At 57.1% G+C, this 21,119-nt stretch carries 21 protein-coding genes; 15 read left to right on the top strand and 6 right to left on the bottom strand.

Annotated elements, in window-relative coordinates; all coding sequences use genetic code 11:
- Positions 1-7 precede the first annotated feature (7 nt).
- From nusA to mtr, 10 genes are all read left to right on the top strand, one after another.
- Positions 8-1,495, top strand: a complete 1,488-nt coding sequence (gene nusA / locus DTA24_RS03035; RefSeq protein WP_008806630.1) for a transcription termination factor NusA — start codon at positions 8-10, stop codon at positions 1,493-1,495.
- A 24-nt stretch (positions 1,496-1,519) separates the two neighbouring features.
- Positions 1,520-4,210, top strand: a complete 2,691-nt coding sequence (gene infB / locus DTA24_RS03040) for a translation initiation factor IF-2 (RefSeq protein ID WP_008806629.1) — start codon at positions 1,520-1,522, stop codon at positions 4,208-4,210.
- 102 nt (positions 4,211-4,312) lie between these two features.
- On the top strand, positions 4,313-4,714 hold the full coding sequence (rbfA, locus tag DTA24_RS03045; protein ID WP_002918248.1) for a 30S ribosome-binding factor RbfA: 402 nt from the start codon (positions 4,313-4,315) through the stop codon (positions 4,712-4,714).
- Entirely contained in the window at positions 4,714-5,658 is a 945-nt protein-coding gene (gene truB / locus DTA24_RS03050; RefSeq protein ID WP_008806628.1) for a tRNA pseudouridine(55) synthase TruB, read from the top strand. Before rbfA ends, truB begins: the two co-directional genes overlap by 1 nt.
- Before the next feature lie 148 nt (positions 5,659-5,806).
- Positions 5,807-6,076 carry a 30S ribosomal protein S15 gene (gene rpsO / locus DTA24_RS03055; RefSeq protein ID WP_012540479.1) on the top strand — a complete coding sequence of 90 codons (270 nt, stop codon included), beginning with the start codon at positions 5,807-5,809 and terminating at the stop codon, positions 6,074-6,076.
- A gap of 242 nt (positions 6,077-6,318) precedes the next feature.
- Positions 6,319-8,454, top strand: coding sequence for a polyribonucleotide nucleotidyltransferase (gene pnp, locus DTA24_RS03065; RefSeq protein WP_008806626.1), 2,136 nt, complete (start codon positions 6,319-6,321; stop codon positions 8,452-8,454).
- Positions 8,455-8,561: 107 nt separating this feature from the next.
- Positions 8,562-9,446 carry a lipoprotein NlpI gene (gene nlpI, locus DTA24_RS03070; protein WP_002918241.1) on the top strand — a complete coding sequence of 295 codons (885 nt, stop codon included), beginning with the start codon at positions 8,562-8,564 and terminating at the stop codon, positions 9,444-9,446.
- Between the two features lie 104 nt (positions 9,447-9,550).
- Positions 9,551-9,631, top strand: a complete 81-nt coding sequence (yrbN, locus tag DTA24_RS03075; RefSeq protein ID WP_085903200.1) for a protein YrbN — start codon at positions 9,551-9,553, stop codon at positions 9,629-9,631.
- A complete protein-coding gene (gene deaD / locus DTA24_RS03080; RefSeq protein WP_012540481.1) occupies positions 9,624-11,555 on the top strand; it encodes an ATP-dependent RNA helicase DeaD in 1,932 nt (643 codons plus the stop codon). The genes yrbN and deaD overlap by 8 nt, the downstream gene beginning before the upstream one ends.
- A gap of 143 nt (positions 11,556-11,698) precedes the next feature.
- Complete coding sequence (gene mtr / locus DTA24_RS03085) at positions 11,699-12,943, top strand: tryptophan permease (protein ID WP_012540482.1); 1,245 nt, start codon at positions 11,699-11,701, stop codon at positions 12,941-12,943.
- A gap of 44 nt (positions 12,944-12,987) precedes the next feature.
- On the opposite strand, the gene DTA24_RS03090 is transcribed toward mtr, so the two are convergent.
- The 3 genes from DTA24_RS03090 to ubiU form a co-directional block, all read right to left on the bottom strand.
- Positions 12,988-13,995, bottom strand: coding sequence for a luciferase-like monooxygenase (locus DTA24_RS03090; protein ID WP_123836546.1), 1,008 nt, complete (start codon positions 13,993-13,995; stop codon positions 12,988-12,990).
- A 143-nt stretch (positions 13,996-14,138) separates the two neighbouring features.
- Entirely contained in the window at positions 14,139-15,017 is an 879-nt protein-coding gene (locus DTA24_RS03095; protein WP_008806623.1) for a U32 family peptidase, read from the bottom strand.
- Positions 15,018-15,022: 5 nt separating this feature from the next.
- A complete protein-coding gene (ubiU, locus tag DTA24_RS03100) occupies positions 15,023-16,018 on the bottom strand; it encodes a ubiquinone anaerobic biosynthesis protein UbiU (protein WP_004206164.1) in 996 nt (331 codons plus the stop codon).
- Between the two features lie 221 nt (positions 16,019-16,239).
- Between ubiU and ubiT the strand changes: the two genes are divergently transcribed.
- Together ubiT and DTA24_RS03110 are read left to right on the top strand one after the other, a co-directional pair.
- The gene (ubiT, locus tag DTA24_RS03105) at positions 16,240-16,764 is read left to right on the top strand and encodes a ubiquinone anaerobic biosynthesis accessory factor UbiT (protein ID WP_008806622.1); all 525 of its coding nucleotides are present in this window, start codon (positions 16,240-16,242) and stop codon (positions 16,762-16,764) included.
- Positions 16,758-17,261, top strand: a complete 504-nt coding sequence (locus DTA24_RS03110; RefSeq protein ID WP_023298265.1) for a GNAT family N-acetyltransferase — start codon at positions 16,758-16,760, stop codon at positions 17,259-17,261. The genes ubiT and DTA24_RS03110 overlap by 7 nt, the downstream gene beginning before the upstream one ends.
- Here the strand turns inward: DTA24_RS03110 and DTA24_RS03115 are convergent.
- Positions 17,248-17,538, bottom strand: a complete 291-nt coding sequence (locus tag DTA24_RS03115) for a GIY-YIG nuclease family protein (RefSeq protein ID WP_032737192.1) — start codon at positions 17,536-17,538, stop codon at positions 17,248-17,250. The genes DTA24_RS03110 and DTA24_RS03115 overlap by 14 nt on opposite strands.
- 49 nt (positions 17,539-17,587) lie before the next feature.
- Here DTA24_RS03115 and DTA24_RS03120 point away from each other — a divergent pair, with 49 nt between their 5' ends.
- Positions 17,588-18,031 carry a YhbP family protein gene (locus tag DTA24_RS03120; RefSeq protein WP_008806619.1) on the top strand — a complete coding sequence of 148 codons (444 nt, stop codon included), beginning with the start codon at positions 17,588-17,590 and terminating at the stop codon, positions 18,029-18,031.
- Here DTA24_RS03120 and DTA24_RS03125 read toward each other — a convergent pair.
- On the bottom strand, positions 17,993-18,529 hold the full coding sequence (locus tag DTA24_RS03125) for a type 1 glutamine amidotransferase domain-containing protein (RefSeq protein WP_008806618.1): 537 nt from the start codon (positions 18,527-18,529) through the stop codon (positions 17,993-17,995). The genes DTA24_RS03120 and DTA24_RS03125 overlap by 39 nt on opposite strands.
- Before the next feature lie 128 nt (positions 18,530-18,657).
- Here DTA24_RS03125 and DTA24_RS03130 point away from each other — a divergent pair, with 128 nt between their 5' ends.
- Both DTA24_RS03130 and DTA24_RS03135 read left to right on the top strand, forming a co-directional pair.
- Entirely contained in the window at positions 18,658-19,305 is a 648-nt protein-coding gene (locus DTA24_RS03130) for an NAD(P)H-binding protein (protein WP_123836547.1), read from the top strand.
- Positions 19,306-19,380: 75 nt separating this feature from the next.
- Entirely contained in the window at positions 19,381-20,421 is a 1,041-nt protein-coding gene (locus tag DTA24_RS03135; RefSeq protein ID WP_008806616.1) for a permease, read from the top strand.
- Positions 20,422-20,542: 121 nt separating this feature from the next.
- On the opposite strand, the gene dolP is transcribed toward DTA24_RS03135, so the two are convergent.
- Positions 20,543-21,118 (bottom strand): division/outer membrane stress-associated lipid-binding lipoprotein, encoded by a 576-nt coding sequence (dolP, locus tag DTA24_RS03140; protein WP_008806615.1) that lies wholly within the window; start codon positions 21,116-21,118, stop codon positions 20,543-20,545.
- Between the last annotated feature and the right edge of the window lies 1 nt (position 21,119).

Consider the following 21,119-nt stretch of genomic DNA (forward strand, 5'->3'; position numbering starts at 1 on the left):
GGCCCCGATGAACAAAGAAATTTTGGCTGTTGTTGAAGCCGTTTCCAACGAAAAAGCGCTGCCGCGCGAGAAAATTTTCGAAGCGCTGGAAAGCGCGCTGGCAACGGCCACCAAGAAAAAATACGAACAAGAGATCGACGTTCGCGTAGAAATCGACCGTAAGAGCGGCGATTTCGACACCTTCCGTCGCTGGCTGGTTGTTGAAGAGGTGACTCAGCCGACGCGCGAGATCACGCTGGAAGCAGCGCGTTACGAAGATGAAAGCATGAACGTCGGCGACTATGTCGAAGATCAGATTGAATCTGTTACCTTCGACCGTATCACCACGCAGACCGCTAAACAGGTTATCGTGCAGAAAGTCCGCGAAGCCGAGCGCGCGATGGTGGTCGATCAGTTCCGCGAGCACGAAGGTGAGATCATCACCGGCGTGGTGAAAAAAGTGAACCGCGACAACATCACCCTGGATCTGGGCAACAACGCTGAAGCCGTGATCCTGCGTGAAGATATGCTGCCGCGTGAAAACTTCCGTCCGGGCGACCGCATCCGCGGCGTACTGTACGCTGTCCGTCCGGAAGCGCGTGGCGCCCAGCTGTTCGTGACCCGTTCCAAACCTGAGATGCTGATCGAATTGTTCCGCATTGAAGTGCCGGAAATCGGTGAAGAAGTGCTGGAGATCAAAGCGGCGGCTCGCGATCCGGGCTCTCGTGCCAAAATCGCGGTGAAAACCAATGACAAGCGCATCGACCCGGTTGGCGCTTGCGTCGGTATGCGCGGTGCGCGCGTGCAGGCCGTCTCTACTGAGCTGGGCGGCGAACGCATCGATATCGTCCTGTGGGATGATAACCCGGCGCAGTTCGTGATCAACGCCATGGCGCCGGCAGACGTCGCGTCTATCGTGGTGGATGAAGATAAACACACCATGGATATCGCGGTAGAAGCGGGCAACCTGGCGCAGGCGATTGGCCGTAACGGTCAGAACGTTCGTCTGGCTTCGCAGCTCAGCGGCTGGGAACTCAACGTGATGACCGTTGACGACCTGCAGGCTAAGCACCAGGCGGAAGCGCATGCCGCTATCGATACCTTCACCAAATATCTCGATATTGATGAAGATTTCGCGACAGTGCTGGTTGAAGAAGGCTTCTCCTCGCTGGAAGAGCTGGCCTATGTGCCGATGAAAGAACTGCTGGAAATCGACGGTCTGGATGAAGCCACCGTTGAAGCACTTCGTGAGCGTGCGAAAAACGCACTGACTACGCTGGCGCTGGCTCAGGAAGAAAGCCTGGGAGATAACAAACCTGCCGATGATCTGTTGAATCTGGAAGGTCTGGATCGTGCCCTGGCATTCAAACTGGCTGCCCGTGGTGTTTGTACGCTGGAAGATCTCGCCGAGCAGGGCGTTGATGACCTGGCTGATATCGAAGGGATGACCGACGAGAAAGCTGGCGAGCTCATCATGGCCGCTCGCAACATTTGTTGGTTCGGCGACGAAGCGTAATAAACTGTAGCAGGAAGGAACAGCATGACAGATGTGACTATTAAAGCGCTGGCCTCAGAGATTCAGACCTCTGTGGATCGCCTGATACAGCAATTTGCTGACGCAGGCATCCGCAAATCGGCTGATGATTCTGTGACCGCGCAAGAGAAACAAACTTTGTTGACGCACCTGAACCGTGAACACGGCTCGGCGCCCGACAAGCTGACGTTGCAGCGTAAAACACGCAGCACGTTGAATATTCCAGGTACCGGTGGAAAGAGTAAATCGGTACAAATCGAAGTCCGCAAGAAACGCACCTTTGTGAAACGCGATCCGCAAGAGGCTGAACGTCTGGCCGCGGAAGAGCAGGCGCAGCGTGAAGCGGAAGAGCAGGCCCGTCGTGAAGCTGAAGAAGCAGCGAAACGCGAGGCGCAATTAAAAGCTGAACGTGAGGCCGCAGAACAAGCTAAACGTGAAGTCGCTGATAAAGCGAAACGTGAAGCTGCGGAAAAAGACAAAGTGAGCAATCAACATACCGACGAAATGACCAAAACCGCCCAGGCTGAAAAGATCCGCCGTGAGAACGAAGCCGCGGAACTGAAGCGCAAATCGGAAGAAGAAGCACGCCGCAAACTTGAAGAAGAAGCGCGCCGTGTAGCGGAAGAAGCACGCCGTATGGCAGAAGAAAACGAAAAAAATTGGTCTGAAACCTCAGACAGCCCGGAAGATAGCAGCGACTATCACGTCACTACGTCACAGCATGCTCGTCAGGCTGAAGATGATAACGATCGTGAAGTTGAAGGCGGTCGCGGCCGTAGCCGTAGCAGCAAAGCGGCGCGTCCGGCGAAGAAAGGCAACAAACACGCTGAATCTAAAGCTGATCGTGAAGAAGCCCGTGCGGCCGTTCGCGGTGGTAAAGGCGGTAAGCACCGTAAAGGTTCCGCTCTGCAGCAGGGCTTCCAGAAGCCGGCGCAGGCCGTTAACCGTGACGTTATCATCGGCGAAACCATCACCGTTGGTGAACTGGCTAACAAGATGGCGGTGAAAGGTTCTCAGGTCATCAAAGCGATGATGAAACTGGGCGCCATGGCGACCATTAACCAGGTCATCGACCAGGAAACCGCGCAGCTGGTTGCCGAAGAGATGGGCCACAAAGTTATCCTGCGTCGTGAAAACGAACTGGAAGAAGCGGTAATGAGCGACCGTGACACCGGCGCTGCGGCTGAACCGCGCGCACCGGTCGTGACCATCATGGGTCACGTTGACCACGGTAAAACCTCGCTGCTGGACTATATTCGTTCTACTAAGGTTGCCTCCGGCGAAGCGGGTGGTATTACCCAGCACATCGGTGCTTACCACGTAGAAACCGACAACGGCATGATCACCTTCCTGGACACCCCGGGCCACGCCGCGTTTACCTCCATGCGTGCTCGTGGTGCGCAGGCGACGGATATCGTGGTTCTGGTGGTGGCGGCAGACGACGGCGTGATGCCGCAGACCATCGAAGCTATCCAGCACGCTAAAGCGGCGCAGGTACCGGTGGTGGTTGCGGTGAACAAAATCGATAAGCCAGAAGCTGATCCGGATCGCGTGAAGAATGAACTGTCCCAGTACGGCATCCTGCCGGAAGAGTGGGGCGGCGAGAGCCAGTTCGTCCACGTTTCCGCGAAAGCCGGTACCGGCATCGACGACCTGCTGGACGCGATTCTGCTGCAGGCTGAAGTTCTCGAACTGAAAGCTGTACGTAACGGTATGGCGAGCGGCGCGGTCATCGAGTCCTTCCTCGATAAAGGTCGTGGCCCGGTGGCTACCGTTCTGGTTCGCGAAGGTACTCTGCATAAGGGCGATATTGTCCTGTGTGGCTTTGAATATGGCCGCGTGCGTGCGATGCGTGACGAACTGGGTCGCGAAGTGCTGGAGGCGGGTCCGTCCATTCCGGTGGAAATCCTCGGTCTGTCCGGTGTGCCGGCTGCGGGTGATGAAGTGACTGTGGTTCGTGACGAGAAAAAAGCGCGTGAAGTGGCACTGTATCGTCAGGGCAAATTCCGTGAAGTTAAGCTCGCGCGTCAGCAGAAATCTAAGCTGGAAAACATGTTCGCTAACATGACCGAAGGCGAAGTTCACGAAGTGAACATCGTGCTGAAAGCGGACGTACAGGGTTCTGTCGAAGCGATTTCCGATTCCTTACTGAAACTGTCTACCGACGAAGTGAAAGTGAAGATCATCGGTTCCGGCGTAGGTGGTATCACCGAAACCGACGCGACCCTGGCAGCAGCATCCAACGCGATTCTGGTTGGCTTCAACGTTCGTGCCGATGCCTCTGCGCGTAAAGTTATCGAAGCGGAAAGCCTGGATCTGCGTTACTACTCCGTCATCTATAACCTGATCGACGAAGTGAAAGCGGCGATGAGCGGCATGCTGTCTCCGGAACTGAAACAGCAGATCATCGGTCTGGCTGAAGTGCGTGATGTGTTCAAATCGCCGAAATTCGGCGCCATCGCGGGCTGTATGGTTACCGAAGGGACGATCAAACGTCACAACCCAATCCGCGTCCTGCGCGACAACGTGGTTATCTATGAAGGCGAGCTGGAATCCCTGCGCCGCTTCAAAGATGACGTTAACGAAGTCCGTAACGGCATGGAATGTGGTATCGGTGTGAAGAACTACAACGACGTTCGCGTTGGCGATATGATCGAAGTGTTCGAAATCATCGAAATCCAGCGTAGCATCGATTAATCATTTGATGGCTAAGCAGCCGGGGAAGCGAAGCGCCACCCGGCAATCATTTTAAAAAGGGGCTTTTGGCCCCTTTTTTGTCTTTATTCTGGAGAACTTATTATGGCGAAAGAATTTGGTCGCCCGCAGCGTGTGGCCCAGGAGATGCAAAAAGAGATTGCCATCATCCTGCAACGTGAAATCAAAGATCCGCGTCTGGGTATGATGACCACCGTTTCCGGTGTGGAAATGTCCCGTGACCTGGCCTATGCCAAGGTGTATGTCACCTTCCTCAACGACAAAGATGAAGCCGCGGTGAAAGCGGGCATCAAAGCGCTGCAGGAAGCTTCTGGTTTTATCCGCTCCCTGCTGGGTAAAGCGATGCGCCTGCGTATTGTGCCGGAACTGACTTTCTTCTACGACAACTCGCTGGTGGAAGGGATGCGTATGTCCAACCTGGTCACCAGCGTGGTGAAACACGACGATGAACGTCGTGTGAACCCGGACGACAGCAAGGAGGACTGATGAGTCGTCCTCGTCGTCGCGGCCGCGACGTGCACGGCGTATTGTTGCTGGACAAGCCTCAGGGCGCTTCCAGCAACGATGTGCTGCAGAAAGTAAAGCGTATTTATAACGCCAACCGCGCTGGCCACACCGGCGCGCTGGATCCGCTGGCGACCGGTATGCTGCCAGTGTGTCTTGGCGAAGCGACCAAGTTTTCCCAGTATCTGCTGGACTCCGATAAGCGTTATCGCGTGATCGCCAAACTGGGCCAGCGCACGGATACCTCCGATGCCGACGGTCAGGTGGTGGAAGAGCGTCCGCTAACCTTTAGCGACGAGCAGCTGGCGGCGGCGCTGGATAGTTTCCGCGGCGAGACTCAGCAGGTACCGTCGATGTACTCGGCGCTGAAGTATCAGGGCAAGAAGCTGTACGAGTATGCTCGTCAGGGCATTGAGGTCCCGCGTGAAGCTCGGCCGATTACGGTCTATGAGCTGCTGTTTATTCGCCATGAAGGCGATGAACTGGAGCTGGAGATCCACTGCTCGAAAGGCACCTACATCCGGACGATTATCGATGATTTAGGTGAAAAGCTCGGCTGCGGCGCGCACGTGATTTTCCTGCGTCGCCTGGCGGTGAGCAAATACCCGGTTGAGCGGATGGTGACCCTCGAGCAGCTGCAGGCGCTGGTCGATCAGGCGGCAGCGCAGGATATTCCTGCCGCGCAGCTGCTTGATCCGCTGCTGATGCCGATGGACAGCCCGGCATCGGACTATCCGCTGGTGGCGATTCCGGAGACCTCCGCGGTTTACTTTAAAAACGGTAACCCGGTTCGTCAGTCAGGCGCGCCGCTTAACGGGCTGGTGCGGGTGATGGAAAACGAATCCGGCAAGTTTCTCGGCATGGGCGAAATTGACGATGAAGGCCGCGTGGCGCCGCGTCGTCTGGTGGTGGAATACCCGGCGTAAGCGCTTTTCTTGCGATAAAAGCCTGCTACGAGTAGAATATCGCCGCTTAACGTCCGCTAAAGTGTTTTAACATTTTCGGGCGTTGCATCAGGGGTCGCTGAATTAGAGATCGGCACCCTTTCTTTCTTTTAATTTTTGGAGTTCTAAAATGTCTCTAAGCGTTGAAGCTAAAGCAAAAATCGTTTCTGAGTTTGGTCGTGGCGAAAACGACAGCGGTTCTACCGAAGTTCAGGTTGCACTGCTGACTGCACAGATCAACCACCTGCAGGGCCACTTTGCAGAGCACAAAAAAGATCACCACAGCCGTCGTGGTCTGCTGCGCATGGTTTCTCAGCGTCGTAAACTGCTCGACTACCTGAAACGTAAAGATGTTGCACGTTACGCTGCGCTGATCGAGCGTCTGGGTCTGCGTCGCTAATTCTGCGAGTTTCAGAAAAAGGGGCCTGACGGCCCCTTTTTTCGACCGGGCGGCAGCAATTCATTCAAAACTCATGTATTGTTGCTAGTAATGATCTTCATGCAGAGGTTCGCGCGGCTAATGAGAGGCTTCATCCGCAGGGGCGGGTAAAGGTTGTCATTAGTCGCGAGGATGCAGAGGATCGGGTCAATAGACGCTATATCTTTGATATGGCGTGATTTATAGATAAAAAGGATAGAATTTTGCTTAATCCGATCGTTCGTAAATTCCAGTACGGCCAGCATACCGTAACCCTGGAAACCGGCATGATGGCGCGCCAGGCAACGGCCGCTGTGATGGTTAGCATGGATGACACCGCGGTATTCGTGACCGTTGTGGGTCAGAAAAAAGCGAAGCCAGGCCAGGACTTTTTCCCGCTGACTGTTAACTACCAGGAGCGTACTTACGCTGCCGGTAAAATCCCGGGTGGTTTCTTCCGTCGTGAAGGCCGTCCAAGCGAAGGCGAAACCCTGATCGCGCGTCTGATTGACCGCCCGGTTCGCCCGCTGTTCCCGGAAGGCTTCGTTAACGAAGTTCAGGTTATCGCCACCGTCGTTTCCGTTAACCCGCAGGTTAACCCGGATATCGTCGCGATGATCGGCGCTTCCGCTGCGCTGTCCCTGTCTGGTATTCCGTTCAATGGCCCAATCGGCGCCGCGCGCGTGGGTTACATCAACGACCAGTACGTACTGAACCCAACCCAGGAAGAACTGAAGTCCAGCAAACTGGATCTGGTGGTTGCCGGTACTGAAGCGGCCGTGCTGATGGTTGAATCCGAGGCTGAACTGCTGAGCGAAGACCAGATGCTGGGCGCGGTGGTCTTCGGCCACGAGCAGCAGCAGATTGTTATTCAGAACATCAACGACCTGGTGAAAGAAGCCGGTAAACCGCGTTGGGACTGGCAGCCGGAAGCCGTCAACGAAGCGCTGAACGCGCGCGTGGCTGCGCTGGCTGAATCCCGCCTGAGCGATGCTTACCGTATCACCGACAAACAAGAGCGTTACGCTCAGGTTGACGTGATCAAATCTGAAACCATCGCCACGCTGGTAGCCGAAGATGAAACCCTGGACGCTAACGAGCTGGGTGAAATCCTGCACGCCATCGAGAAAAACGTGGTTCGTAGCCGCGTACTGGCAGGCGAGCCGCGTATCGATGGCCGCGAAAAAGACATGATCCGTGGTCTGGACGTTCGTACCGGCGTACTGCCGCGTACTCACGGTTCCGCACTGTTCACCCGTGGCGAAACGCAGGCGCTGGTTACCGCGACTCTGGGTACCGCACGCGACGCGCAGAACATCGACGAACTGATGGGCGAGCGCACCGACTCCTTCCTGTTCCACTACAACTTCCCTCCGTACTCCGTAGGCGAAACTGGCATGGTGGGTTCTCCGAAGCGTCGTGAAATCGGTCACGGTCGTCTGGCTAAGCGCGGCGTATTGGCCGTGATGCCGACTATCGACGAATTCCCGTACACCGTTCGCGTGGTGTCTGAAATCACCGAATCCAACGGTTCTTCTTCCATGGCCTCCGTCTGTGGCGCCTCTCTGGCGCTGATGGATGCGGGTGTGCCGGTGAAAGCCGCCGTTGCGGGTATCGCAATGGGTCTGGTGAAAGAAGGCGACAACTTCGTCGTTCTGTCTGACATCCTGGGTGACGAAGACCACCTTGGCGATATGGACTTCAAAGTTGCGGGTTCCCGCGACGGTATCTCTGCGCTGCAGATGGATATCAAAATCGAAGGTATCACCAAAGAAATCATGCAAGTTGCTCTGAACCAGGCTAAAGGTGCGCGTCTGCACATCCTGGGCGTGATGGAGCAGGCGATTAATGCGCCGCGCGGCGATATCTCTGAATTCGCACCGCGTATCCACACCATCAAGATCAACCCGGACAAGATCAAAGACGTTATCGGTAAAGGCGGTTCTGTTATCCGTGCCCTGACCGAAGAAACCGGCACCACCATCGAAATCGAAGATGACGGTACCGTGAAGATCGCAGCGACCGACGGCGATAAAGCACAGCATGCTATCCGTCGTATCGAAGAGATCACCGCTGAGATCGAAGTTGGCCGCATCTACAATGGTAAAGTGACCCGTATCGTTGACTTTGGCGCGTTCGTTGCTATCGGCGGCGGTAAAGAAGGTCTGGTTCACATCTCGCAGATCGCTGATAAGCGCGTTGAGAAAGTGACCGATTACCTGCAGATGGGTCAGGAAGTGCCGGTTAAGGTTCTGGAAGTTGACCGCCAGGGCCGTGTTCGTCTGAGCATCAAAGAAGCAACTGAACAGACTCCGTCTGCCGCAGCGCCGGAAGCTCCGGTCGCCGAGCAGGGCGAGTAAGGTTGCCGTTAGCCCTCCGCTTTGCGGAGGGCGTTTTACGGGCAGGACGCCTCGTTTGCAGCCGGGGAACAGGACGTTCATCCAATCGTTGTCTTCGGGAGTGGGAAATGAAGCCTTTTTTGCGCTGGTGTTTCGTGGCGACAGCTCTCACGCTGGCAGGATGCAGTAGCACCGCCTGGCGTAAGGACGCCGTCCTCGCAGTACCATTGCAACCGACTTTACAGCAAGAAGTGATTCTGGCACGCATGGAACAAATTCTTGCCAGTCGGGCTTTATCCGATGACGAACGCGCACAGCTTTTATATGAGCGCGGAGTGTTGTATGATAGTCTCGGTCTGAGGGCATTAGCGCGAAATGATTTTTCACAAGCGCTGGCAATCCGACCCGATATGCCTGAAGTATTCAATTACTTAGGCATTTACTTAACGCAGGCAGGCAATTTTGATGCTGCCTATGAAGCGTTTGATTCTGTACTTGAGCTTGATCCAACTTACAACTACGCGCACTTGAACCGCGGTATCGCCCTGTATTACGGCGGCCGGGCTAAGTTAGCGCAAGATGATCTGCTGGCGTTTTATCAAGACGATCCCAATGATCCTTTCCGTAGCCTGTGGCTTTATATCGCCGAGCGTAAACTCGACGAGAAGCGGGCGCTTGAAGCACTCAGAGAGCGCTTAAACAAGTCGGACAAAGAGCAATGGGGATGGAACATTGTCGAGTTCTACCTTGGCGACATTAGCGAAAAAGAGCTGATGACTCGTCTGAAGGCAGACGCAACGGATAACACCTCGCTCGCTGAGCATCTCAGTGAAACCAACTTCTATTTAGGTAAGTACTACCTAAGTCTGGGGGACAAGGACAGCGCTACGGCACTGTTCAAACTGGCGGTCGCTAACAACGTACATAACTACGTTGAGCACCGATACGCATTGTTGGAATTATCGCTCTTGGGCCAGGAGCAAGATGACCTGGCAGAATCGGACCAGCAATAGCTGACGAACACATCAGCCCATAGTTTTTTGCTTGCCATCACCTTTGCGGGTGAGGGCGTTGTTGTTCGTTAATACACCTACTTTGAGCCGGTTCACACTTTTCAATGAAAATTACCGTAAATTTTCACGATGAGTTATGTAGACTGGCCGCCATTAATTTTGAGGCACACGTACTACATGGCTGAATTCGAAACCACTTTTGCAGATCTGGGCCTGAAGGCTCCCATCCTTGAAGCGCTTAACGATCTGGGTTACGAAAAACCATCTCCGATCCAGGCTGAGTGCATTCCGCATCTGTTGGACGGCCGCGATGTTCTGGGTATGGCCCAGACCGGTAGCGGTAAAACCGCAGCGTTCTCTTTACCGCTGCTGAACAACATTGATCCTGAGCTGAGAGCACCACAGATTCTGGTGCTGGCGCCGACCCGCGAACTGGCGGTACAGGTTGCTGAAGCAATGACGGAATTCTCTAAACATATGCGCGGCGTAAACGTGGTTGCCCTGTACGGCGGCCAGCGTTATGACGTGCAGCTGCGCGCCCTGCGTCAGGGTCCGCAGATCGTTGTCGGTACCCCGGGTCGTCTGCTGGACCACCTGAAGCGCGGCACGCTGGATCTCTCTAAACTGAGCGGTCTGGTACTGGACGAAGCCGATGAAATGCTGCGCATGGGCTTTATCGAAGACGTAGAAACCATTATGGCGCAGATCCCGGAAGGTCATCAGACCGCGCTGTTCTCTGCCACCATGCCGGAAGCGATTCGTCGCATTACCCGCCGCTTTATGAAAGAGCCGCAGGAAGTGCGCATTCAGTCCAGCGTCACCACGCGCCCGGACATCAGCCAGAGCTACTGGACGGCCTACGGCATGCGTAAAAACGAAGCGCTGGTGCGCTTCCTGGAAGCGGAAGACTTTGATGCGGCGATTATCTTCGTGCGTACCAAAAACGCGACTCTGGAAGTGGCTGAAGCGCTGGAGCGTAGCGGCTATAACAGCGCCGCGCTGAACGGCGATATGAACCAGGCGCTGCGTGAGCAGACGCTGGAGCGTCTGAAAGACGGTCGTCTGGACATTCTGATCGCTACCGACGTTGCGGCCCGTGGTCTGGACGTTGAGCGTATCAGCCTGGTTGTTAACTATGACATCCCGATGGATTCCGAGTCTTACGTTCACCGTATCGGCCGTACCGGTCGTGCGGGTCGTGCTGGCCGCGCACTGCTGTTCGTTGAGAACCGCGAGCGTCGCCTGCTGCGTAACATCGAACGTACGATGAAACTGACGATCCCTGAAGTAGAACTGCCAAACGCAGAACTGCTGGGCAAGCGTCGCCTGGAAAAATTCGCGGCTAAAGTTCAGCAGCAGCTGGAAAGCAGCGATCTGGACCAGTACCGTGCGCTGCTGGCGAAAATCCAGCCGACGGCGGAAGGCGAAGAGCTGGACGTGGAAACGCTGGCCGCTGCGCTGCTGAAAATGGCCCAGGGCGAACGTTCTCTGATCGTCCCGCCGGATGCGCCGATGCGTCCTAAGCGTGAGTTCCGCGATCGTGATGACCGTTTCGAGCGTCGTGGCGACCGTAATGACCGCGGCCCGCGTGGCGATCGTGAAGATCGTCCGAAGCGTGAGCGTCGTGATGTTGGCGAGATGGAACTGTACCGCATTGAAGTAGGCCGTGATGACGGCGTTGAAGTTCGTCATATCGTTGGCGCGATCGCTAACGAAGGCGATATCAGCAGCCGTTACATCGGTAACATCAAGCTGTTCGGTTCTCACTCCACCATCGAACTGCCGAAAGGTATGCCGGGCGAAGTACTGCAGCACTTTACTCGCACCCGCATCCTGAACAAACCGATGAACATGCAGCTGATGGGCGATGCGCAGCCGCGCACTGAACGTCGTGGCGGCGGTGAACGTCGTGAAGGCGGTCGTGGTTTCGGCGGTGAGCGTCGTGAAGGCGGCCGTAGCTTCGGTGGCGAACGTCGTGAAGGCGGTCGTGGTGATGGTCGTCGTTTCAGCGGCGAACGTCGTGAAGGCCGTGCGCCGCGTCGTGACGATGCAGCTGCGCCGCGCCGTGATGACTCCGCTGGTCGTCGTCGTTTCGGTGGCGATGCGTAATTAGCGCAACACGCTAGCGTAAAGTAAATAATACAGCCCCGATCGCCATGATTGGGGCTTTTTTTATTCCTTTTGTACTCGTGTACTGGTACAGTGCGTCGCACCCACTGTGGGAAAGTTTTTTTGACTGGAGATTTCGGTAAATGGCGACACTAACCACTACAACCACCCGGCCGTCCCTATTTGGCGGCGTGGTGATTATCGGCGGCACGATTATTGGCGCGGGCATGTTCTCGCTGCCGGTGGTGATGTCCGGCGCGTGGTTCTTCTGGTCGCTGGCGGCGCTGGTTTTTACCTGGTTCTGCATGTTGCACTCCGGTCTGATGATCCTGGAAGCCAACCTCAACTACCGGATTGGCTCCAGTTTCGACACCATCACCAAAGACCTGCTCGGCAAGGGCTGGAACCTGGTGAACGGCGTGTCGATCGCCTTTGTGCTGTATATCCTGACTTACGCCTATATTTCGGCGAGCGGTTCGATCCTGCACCATACCTTCAGTGAAATGTCGCTGAACGTACCGGCGCGCGCGGCGGGCTTCGGCTTTGCGCTTCTGGTGGCATTTATTGTCTGGATGAGCACCAAAGCGGTGAGCCGCATGACAGCTATCGTGCTCGGCGCCAAGGTCATCACCTTCTTCCTGACCTTCGGCAGCCTGCTGGGACACGTCGAACCGACGACGCTGTTTAACGTCGCGGAGAAGAATGCCTCCTATGCGCCCTACCTGCTGATGACGCTGCCGTTCTGCCTGGCCTCGTTTGGCTATCACGGTAACGTGCCGAGCCTGATGAAATATTATGGTAAGGATCCGCGCACCATTACCCGCTGTCTGATTTACGGTACGCTGCTGGCGCTGGGTCTGTACGTGGTCTGGCTGCTGGTGACGATGGGCAATATCCCGCGTCCGCAGTTTATCGATATTGCGCAGAAGGGCGGTAACATTGATGTACTGGTACAGGCCCTGAGCGGCGTACTGAATAACCGCGGCCTGGATCTGCTGCTGGTAGTGTTCTCCAACTTTGCCGTCGCGAGTTCGTTCCTCGGCGTGACGCTGGGTCTGTTCGACTATCTGGCGGATCTGTTTGGCTTTGACGATAGCGCGATGGGGCGCTTTAAAACCGCGCTGTTGACCTTTATCCCGCCGATGCTCGGTGGGCTGGTGAAACCAGATGGTTTCCTTTACGCCATCGGCTATGCCGGCCTGGCGGCGACGGTATGGGCGGCCATTGTGCCGGCGCTGCTGGCCCGCGCTTCGCGTAAACGCTTCGGCAGCCCACAGTTCCGCGTGTGGGGCGGAAAAGCGATGATTGTGCTGATCCTGCTCTTTGGTCTCGGCAACGCGGTGGTGCACTTCCTGTCGAGCTTTAATCTGCTGCCGGTTTATCAGTAAGGTTAATGCCCGGTGGCATAACATCCACCGGGCTGACGTTTGTGTTATCCCAACAGCTCCTCTTTCACCTGCATCGCCAAATCAAACGAATGCAGGCGAGCCTGATGGTCGAAGATCTGGCCGTTGACCATGATTTCGTCCGCCTCGGTTTCGCGAAGAATGGACTCTAAGCCGTGGCGAACTTTCGTTTTATCGCCGACCAGCGACATGCTTAACGCCTGCTGCACGCCATACTGCTCGGACGCTGACCACAGCTGATGCATATTTTCCACCGGCGGCGGCAGCTGTCCGGTTTCGCCGCGCCGCAGCTTAACGAACGCCTGCTGCATAGAGGTAAAGAGGAACTCCGCATCGCGGTTGCTGTCGGCGGCGATAATATTGATACACACCATCGCGTACGGTTTTTCCAGCCGCGCCGAAGGTTTGAAATTGCTGCGATACAGATGCAGCGCCTGGAACAGCATATCCGGCGCGAAATGCGAGGCGAAAGCAAACGGCAGGCCGAGCTGCGCCGCCAGCTGGGCGCTGTACAGGCTTGAGCCCAGCAGCCACACCGGAATTCGTTCGCCATAGCCGGGAACCGGACGCACGTGCGGGTTCGGATCGCGGGCGTCAAACCAGTCCACCAGTTCCGCCACGTCGCGCGGGAAGTTATCGACATCGCCGCTCATATGGCGGCGCAGGGCGCGCATGGTCGGCTGATCGCTGCCTGGCGCGCGGCCAAGGCCGAGTTCGATACGCCCGGGATAAAGGGTATTCAGGGTGCCGAACTGCTCGGCGATCACCAGCGGTGAGTGGTTGGGCAGCATCACCCCGCCGGAACCGAGATGCAGAGTGGTGGTATTGGCGGCGAGATAGCCTATCAGCACTGAGGTCGCCGCGCTGGCAATGCCGACCATATTATGGTGCTCCGCCAGCCAGTAGCGGTGATAGCCGCGCGATTCGGCCAGCCTGGCGAGATCCAGAGAGTGGGTAAAGGCTTCTTTGGCAGAAGATCCTTGCGGGATCGGCGCCAGGTCGAGCACCGAGAACGGAACAGATTTGTCAGTCATAAAGGCTCACTTTGCTACAGCATCGTCATCAGATTGAAGGTCTTCTTCCAGCCTGGCGCATCCTGGACGCGCCAGCCAGAAAAGCTGCATCTTTAATAATGCATTAAAATCTGAGCACTGTTGTTAACAAAGTGAGCGGTTTATCAGGCTTGCAGCACCAGACCGGGCAGCCGTTTCCAGTAGCCGTTGCAATCACTATTGCTGGTAAGATCCAGTGGCGCAGCACCGTTTTCGTTGGCGCGGAAGGCCTCTAGCATAGCGAAGGTTTCGTTGCCCATCGGCGACAGGCGCACCATATCCACCAGGCCGTGCATCGAGGTTAACTCGTTGCCAAGGTTATAGACGTAGCCGCTCATCGTCTGGATACCGTTGAGCACGAACACCTGCTGGTTCTCCTGCGACAGCATGCTGCGTCCGGTCGGGTACTTGATGCAGCAGGTTTCGCATTCGTCCTTTGGTCGGTCTTCCGAGCGGGCGGTAAAGCAGCGCGCGGAATAGGCCAGCGGCAGATGGCCGTAGCTCAGCACTTCCACTTCAAACTGGTTGCGAATACCCAGCTCTTCGCACTGGGTCAGTAAATTTGCCAGCCAGTCGCGGGAAAGCTCTACCGGCATGCACCAACGCATCATGCCTTGTTTCAGCAGCAGGCGCAGAGTGACGGCGTTATAGCAGTTCAGCGCATGCCCGGCAACGAACGGCAGCTTGCGTTCGGCGCAGAGGTTCACCACGCCAAGGTCGCTGGCCTCAATCAGGAACTCGCCGTTAGCGACATAGCGCTTCAGTTCGCCCAGTTCGGAAGAGGCCTGCACCAGCGCGAGGGTAGACAGCACCACCTGTTTGCCGCTACCGGCCAGCGCTTTTGCCATCTCGATCCAGTCGCCAACTTTGGTGGCGCGGCGTTTGCTGCACACGGCTTCGCCGAGATAAATGGTGTCGGCGCTGCTGTTTGCCGCCTGCTGGTAAAAATCTTCCAGCGTCTCTTTTGGCCAGTAGTACAGCACCGGCCCTAATGAATATTTCATGTTTCTCACTGCCATTTACGGTGATAGGCGCCAAGGGTGGTTTGCGTCCCTTCGGACATCGAACCAAGGGTTTCCATCCAGGCGGATTGCGGCACAAAATTCTGCGGATCGGCTTTGCAGCGGTCGATCGCCTGGCGCCAGACTTTCGCCACCTGGGTGACGTACGCCGGGCTGCGCTGACGGCCTTCGATTTTCACCGAGGCGATATTGGCGGCCATCAGCTCCGGCAACAGCTCCAGGGTGTTTAGGCTGGTGGGTTCTTCCAGTGCGTGATAGCGCTCGCCATCGACCAGATAGCGGCCTTTGCACAGCGTCGGATAGCCGGCGTTTTCGCCATCCTGATAGCGGTCGATCAGCACCTCATTAAGGCGAGATTCCAGCCCCTGCGGCGTTTGCTGCCAACGCACGAAGCGGGCAGGTGAACAGGCGCCGACGGTATTCGGCGATTCGCCGGTCAGGTAGGAAGAGAGATAGCAGCGGCCTTCCGCCATGATGCACAGGCTACCGAAGGCGAAGACTTCCAGCGGCACCGGCGTGGCACGGGCCAACTGCTTCACCTGGTGAATAGATAACACTCGTGGTAGTACGACGCGTGCCACGTCAAAGTTGCGATGATAGAAGCGAATGGCCTCTTCATTGGTGGCGGAAGCCTGCACCGAAACGTGACGCTCAATGTGTGGATAACGCTCCGCGGCATACTCCAGCATGGCGATATCGGCCAGGATCAGCGCATCGGCGCCCAGCTGGGCGGCCATGTCCACCGCGCGCTGCCAGCGGGCGTAGCCGTCGGGATGGGCGAAGGTGTTGATCGCAATATGTAGCTTACGACGGTGCTGATGCACAAAGCTGACGGCTTCCTGCAGTTTCTTTTCGGTGAAATTAAGGCCGGCAAAGTGGCGGGCGTTAGTGTCATCTTTCAGCCCGATATAGACGGCATCGGCGCCGTTTTCGATGGCCGCCTTAAGCGCCGGAAGGTTACCGGCTGGGCAGAGCAGCTCCATAATTTTTCCTGAAAAATGCGGCCCGTCAGGGACGCTGAATGGTTAACGAGCAGGGATTTTAGTTAACCTTCTGGTGACAATTTTTGATTTGAGGCAGTTAAAAGTGTATTGGTGGCGCCAATAACTGGCGGCCGTCATCGCGTTTTTGTTGATTTACGCCGCTATGTTGTTTATGTGATATGGCACAATAGCGGAACAATTGCATTCATGGAGTAAAGCTTGTGTTGGATAAACTGCGTTCCCGGCTGGTCCACTTTGGCCCGTCTTTACTGAGCGTGCCGGTTAAGCTGGCGCCTTTTGCCCTCAAGCGCCAGGTGCTGGAGCAGGTGCTAAGCTGGCAGTTCCGTCAGGCGCTGGCAGAGGGAGAACTGGAGTTTCTCGAGGGGCGCTGGTTAAGTATTCATGTGCGTGACATCGGTCTGCTGTGGTATACCTCGGTAGTCGATGGTCGCCTGGTGGTCAGCCAGCAGGCCGACGCCGACGTCAGCTTCAGCGCCGACGCCAGCGATCTGTTAATGATTGCCGCGCGCAAGCAGGATCCGGATACGCTATTCTTCCAGCGTCGTCTGGTGATTGAAGGCGATACGGAGCTGGGGCTGTACGTAAAAAATTTGATGGACGCCATTGAGCTCGAGCAGATGCCAAAAGCGCTGCGCGTGATGTTGCTGCAACTGGCGGATTTTGTCGAAGCTGGACTGAAGAGCCCGCAGAAACCTGAACAGACATCGGTAGGTGAGGCATGCTGATTCGAGTGGAGATTGGGATTGATGCACCGGGAATCGACGCGCTGCTGCGTCGTACCTTCGGCCGCGATGCCGAAGCGCAGCTGGTGCACGATCTGCGTGAAGATGGACTGATCACGCTGGGGGTGGTGGCAACGGATGATGAAGGCCAGGTGATCGGCTACGTTGCCTTCAGCCCGGTTGCAGTGGAAGGTGAAGAGCTGCAGTGGGTCGGTCTGGCGCCGTTGGCGGTGGATGAACACTATCGTGGACAGGGCATTGGCCGGCAACTGGTCTATGAAGGGCTGGATTCGCTGAATGAGTTCGGCTATGCCGCGGTGGTGACGCTGGGCGACCCGGATTTATACCGTCGCTTCGGCTTTGAGCCGGCCGCGCGCTTCGATCTCCGCTGCCGCTGGCCGGACAGCGCGGAGGCGTTCCAGGTTCACCGTCTGGCGGATGACGCTCTCGAAGGCGTCCACGGCCAGGTAGAATACAGCGACCATTTTAATCATCTTTGAGCCTCTCCAGCAGGGTATCGAAGGCATCCTCTCCGGCAACGAGGCGCTCTTTTTCGCGCTTCGTTAGCTGCTTAACGCGATATTCCAGTCGCAATGCAAGTGAGTGTTCACCAACCTCGTGGCTAAAGGCCAGCAGCAGGTCGCCTTTACCGCGCAACGCCTTCGCGCCTTTTCCCGCCTGATGCTGGCGAAAGCGGCGCGGCACATCGGTGGTGATGCCGGTATAAAGGCGATTATCCGCGGTTCGAATGAGATACAGAAACCAGCACACGGTCACAAAGTCACTATGGTAAGGTGTGTGCACCATAGCATAATGGAGAAGAAAGATGGAAACCCTTGCTGCCATTGGTCGCTGGCTGAGTAAGCAGCACGTCGTCACCTGGTGCGTCTCCCGCGACGACGAACTGTGGTGTGCGAATGCCTTTTACGTCTATGACCCGGATACCGTGGCCTTTTATCTGCTCAGCGATGAGCACACCCGCCACGGTCAGATGACCGGCGAACGGGCGAAAGTGGCCGGTACGGTTAATGGCCAGCCAAAAACCGTGGCCCTGATCCGCGGCGTGCAGTTCAAAGGCGAGATCCGTCGTCTGAGCGGTGACGAAGAGGCGCGGATGCGCCAGCGCTACGTCAAGCGCTTTCCGGTGGCCCGCATGCTGTCGGCGCCGGTATGGGAGATTCGTCCGGACGAAATCAAGTTTACCGATAACACGCTGGGCTTCGGGAAAAAGTTACACTGGCGGCGTGATGCCGGCGCCGAGCAGGCGTAGCGCTTCGCGATTGAAGGCCGGCAGATCGTCCGGCGTTCTGCTGGTGACCAGCTGTTCGTTATCGACCACCACCTCCTGGTCGTAAAACTCGCCCCCGGCGTTTTTCACATCCACCACGATAGGCTTCACCGCCGTGAGCTTACGCCCGCGGATCACATCGGCGCTGATCAGCAGCTGTGGGCCATGGCAGATGGCGAAGACCGGCTTCCCGCCGTTGACGAAATCGCGGGTAAAGGTGACGAAGCGTTCATCCCCGCGCAACTGATCAGGGGAATAGCCCCCGGGCAGCAGCAAGGCATCAAATTCGCCCGGTGTGACGTCATCGATGGCTCTGTCGATGGCGACCTCCGCTTCTCCCTGTTTACCCTTCACCGTCTTGCCAGCCTGCTTTTCGATCGTGACGACCTGATGCCCGGCGAGCTTGAACGCGTCGGCGGGAGAGGTAAATTCAGAATCTTCAAAGTCGTCGGTAATGAGCACGGCTATCTTTTTACTCATGCTTCCTCCGCTATCTGGATGGTCAATGAGGTAATTCCATGATGATGGTGGATACTTACCTTGTAAGGTATTAAGCCTGGAACATGAGCCCGAAAGTGCAAGGCGGAGAATTCTGTAAAGGAGAATCAATGAGTCAGGTATTATTAACCGGTGCGACCGGGTTAGTTGGCGGTCACTTACTCCGGCTGCTGCAGAATGAGCCGAGCATCAGCACCATCGCCGCGCCGACGCGTCGCCCTCTGGCGCCGGCGGAAGGTGTCTTTAATCCCCACGATCCCCAGCTGACCGATGCCCTGGCGCAGGTAGTCGACCCGGTCGATATCGTCTTCTGCTGTCTGGGGACGACGCGTCAGGAAGCGGGAAGCAAAGAGGCCTTTGTCCATGCTGATTACACGCTGGTTATCGATACGGCACTGGCCGGAAAACGGCTTGGCGCGCAGCATATGCTGGTGGTCAGCGCGATGGGCGCCAATGCCCACTCGCCGTTTTTCTACAATCGGGTGAAGGGGGAAATGGAGGCGGCGTTGATTGAACAGGCCTGGCCGCGGCTGACCATCGCCCGGCCGTCGATGCTGTCAGGCGAGCGGGAAAAAAAACGGGCCAATGAGACTTTCCTCGAACCGCTGTTCCGGCTGCTGCCAGGAAACTGGAAAGCGATTCCGGCCCGTGACGTGGCGATTGCCCTGCTGGCGGAGGCGCTGTCGCCCTCCCAGGAAGGCGTGCAAATTCTGACGTCATCCCAGCTGCGGGAGCGCGCCGCGCAGCAGGCTGAATAGCGTTTTGCAAACGCAAATATCCGGCGTACTATTCACGGCTTCAATTCATATCCACATTTCTTGCTGGGGAATGCTATGACTGGTCAGTCTTCATCTCAGGCGGCGTCACCGTTTCAATGGTGGAAACCCGCGCTTTTCTTTCTCGTCGTGATTGTCGGCCTGTGGTTCGTCAAATGGCAGCCCTATTACGGGAAAGCCTTCACCGCCGCGGAAACCCACAGTATCGGTAAATCCATTCTCGCCCAGGCCGACGCCAATCCGCTGAAAGCCGCGTGGGACTATGCGATGGTTTACTTCCTCGCCGTCTGGAAAGCGGCAGTGCTCGGCGTGCTGCTCGGGTCGCTGATTCAGGTGCTCATCCCGCGCGATTGGCTGCTGCGCACCCTGGGACAATCGCGTTTTCAGGGCACGCTGCTGGGGGCGATTTTTTCACTGCCTGGCATGATGTGCACCTGCTGCGCCGCGCCGGTCGCGGCCGGCATGCGAAAACAACAGGTGTCGATGGGCGGGGCGCTGGCGTTCTGGATGGGTAACCCGCTGCTCAACCCGGCGACACTGGTGTTTATGGGCTTTGTCCTGGGCTGGCAGTTTGCGCTGGTTCGCCTGGTCGCTGGCCTGGCGACGGTGCTGATTGTTGCGACCCTGGTGCAGAAATGGGTGAAAGAGGCGGCGACGCAGCCGGTAGCGGTGCCTGCTGCACCGTCTGAAGCGGCCAGAGACAGCTTCTTTAGCCGCTGGCTGCGGGCGCTGTGGACCCTGTTCTGGAACACGATCCCGGTTTATATCCTCGCGGTACTGGTGCTGGGAGCGGCGCGGGTCTGGCTGTTCCCGCACGCCGATGGCGCGGTGGATAACACGTTGTTCTGGGTCATCGCGATGGCGATCGCCGGCTGCCTGTTTGTGATCCCTACCGCGGCGGAAATTCCGATTGTGCAGACGATGATGCTGGCTGGCATGGGGACAGCGCCCGCGCTGGCGCTGCTCATCACTCTGCCGGCGGTGAGCGTGCCGTCGCTGATTATGCTGCGCAAAGCCTTCCCGGCCAAAGCGCTGTGGCTGACGGGCGGACTGGTGGCGCTGTGCGGGGCGATTGTCGGTGCGCTGGCGCTGGTGTAGTTTGCCGTAAACGTATGGATAGCCGGATTGGCTGCCGGGCGGCGGCTACGCCTTACCCGGCACACAACGGACAGGGGACGGTAGCCCGGCTAAGCGCAGCGCCAGCCGGGAGACTGCAGGTTTATTTGATGTAGGTAAAGGCGGTAGTCACCCGGGACACGCCGCTCACCCGGCTGGCAATATCCGCGGCCGCCCGGCCTTCGCGCTCGGTCACCAGCCCCATCAGGAAGACTTCGCTGTTTTCCGTGGTCACCTTCACGTTCGAGGATTTGACCTGATCGGTGCTCAGCAGCTGCGAACGCACCTTGGTGGTAATCCAGGTATCAGACGAGGCGGTCCCTAAACCAATCGGCTGGCCCTGGCGCACTTCATTAAACACTTCCGTGGTCCCTTCCACGCCCATGGCGATTTGCTTGGCGCGGGCGGAGAGGTCCGGCGTCGGCGACTGGCCGGTCAGCAGGACTTTGCCCTGATAAGCCGTGACGTTGATGCGGGCCTGTTTCTTAATCTGTTCATCTTTCGACAAGGCGCTATTGACGCGCAGTTCCAGGGTGCTGTCATCGACCTGGGTTCCCACCGTACGCGGGTCCGTTGCGGCTTTAGTGCCGACAGCTGCCGTTCCGACTACCGCGGCGGCAACGCAGCCCTGCAGCAATAGTGCAGAAAGCAGGATGGCGAGGGGCGAGAGAGCCTTCATG

The sequence above is a fragment of the Klebsiella sp. P1CD1 genome, from assembly GCF_003790505.1.
Classification (GTDB): Bacteria; Pseudomonadota; Gammaproteobacteria; order Enterobacterales; family Enterobacteriaceae; genus Klebsiella; species Klebsiella variicola.

Coding starts and splice junctions, on each gene's coding strand:
- nusA (WP_008806630.1), top strand. CDS start 8: ATGAACAAAGAAATTTTGGCTGTTGTTGAAGCCGTTTCCAACGAAAAA.
- infB (WP_008806629.1), top strand. CDS start 1,520: ATGACAGATGTGACTATTAAAGCGCTGGCCTCAGAGATTCAGACCTCT.
- rbfA (WP_002918248.1), top strand. CDS start 4,313: ATGGCGAAAGAATTTGGTCGCCCGCAGCGTGTGGCCCAGGAGATGCAA.
- truB (WP_008806628.1), top strand. CDS start 4,714: ATGAGTCGTCCTCGTCGTCGCGGCCGCGACGTGCACGGCGTATTGTTG.
- rpsO (WP_012540479.1), top strand. CDS start 5,807: ATGTCTCTAAGCGTTGAAGCTAAAGCAAAAATCGTTTCTGAGTTTGGT.
- nlpI (WP_002918241.1), top strand. CDS start 8,562: ATGAAGCCTTTTTTGCGCTGGTGTTTCGTGGCGACAGCTCTCACGCTG.
- yrbN (WP_085903200.1), top strand. CDS start 9,551: ATGAAAATTACCGTAAATTTTCACGATGAGTTATGTAGACTGGCCGCC.
- deaD (WP_012540481.1), top strand. CDS start 9,624: ATGGCTGAATTCGAAACCACTTTTGCAGATCTGGGCCTGAAGGCTCCC.
- mtr (WP_012540482.1), top strand. CDS start 11,699: ATGGCGACACTAACCACTACAACCACCCGGCCGTCCCTATTTGGCGGC.
- DTA24_RS03090 (WP_123836546.1), bottom strand. CDS start 13,995: ATGACTGACAAATCTGTTCCGTTCTCGGTGCTCGACCTGGCGCCGATC.
- DTA24_RS03095 (WP_008806623.1), bottom strand. CDS start 15,017: ATGAAATATTCATTAGGGCCGGTGCTGTACTACTGGCCAAAAGAGACG.
- ubiU (WP_004206164.1), bottom strand. CDS start 16,018: ATGGAGCTGCTCTGCCCAGCCGGTAACCTTCCGGCGCTTAAGGCGGCC.
- DTA24_RS03110 (WP_023298265.1), top strand. CDS start 16,758: ATGCTGATTCGAGTGGAGATTGGGATTGATGCACCGGGAATCGACGCG.
- DTA24_RS03120 (WP_008806619.1), top strand. CDS start 17,588: ATGGAAACCCTTGCTGCCATTGGTCGCTGGCTGAGTAAGCAGCACGTC.
- DTA24_RS03125 (WP_008806618.1), bottom strand. CDS start 18,529: ATGAGTAAAAAGATAGCCGTGCTCATTACCGACGACTTTGAAGATTCT.
- DTA24_RS03130 (WP_123836547.1), top strand. CDS start 18,658: ATGAGTCAGGTATTATTAACCGGTGCGACCGGGTTAGTTGGCGGTCAC.
- DTA24_RS03135 (WP_008806616.1), top strand. CDS start 19,381: ATGACTGGTCAGTCTTCATCTCAGGCGGCGTCACCGTTTCAATGGTGG.
- dolP (WP_008806615.1), bottom strand. CDS start 21,118: ATGAAGGCTCTCTCGCCCCTCGCCATCCTGCTTTCTGCACTATTGCTG.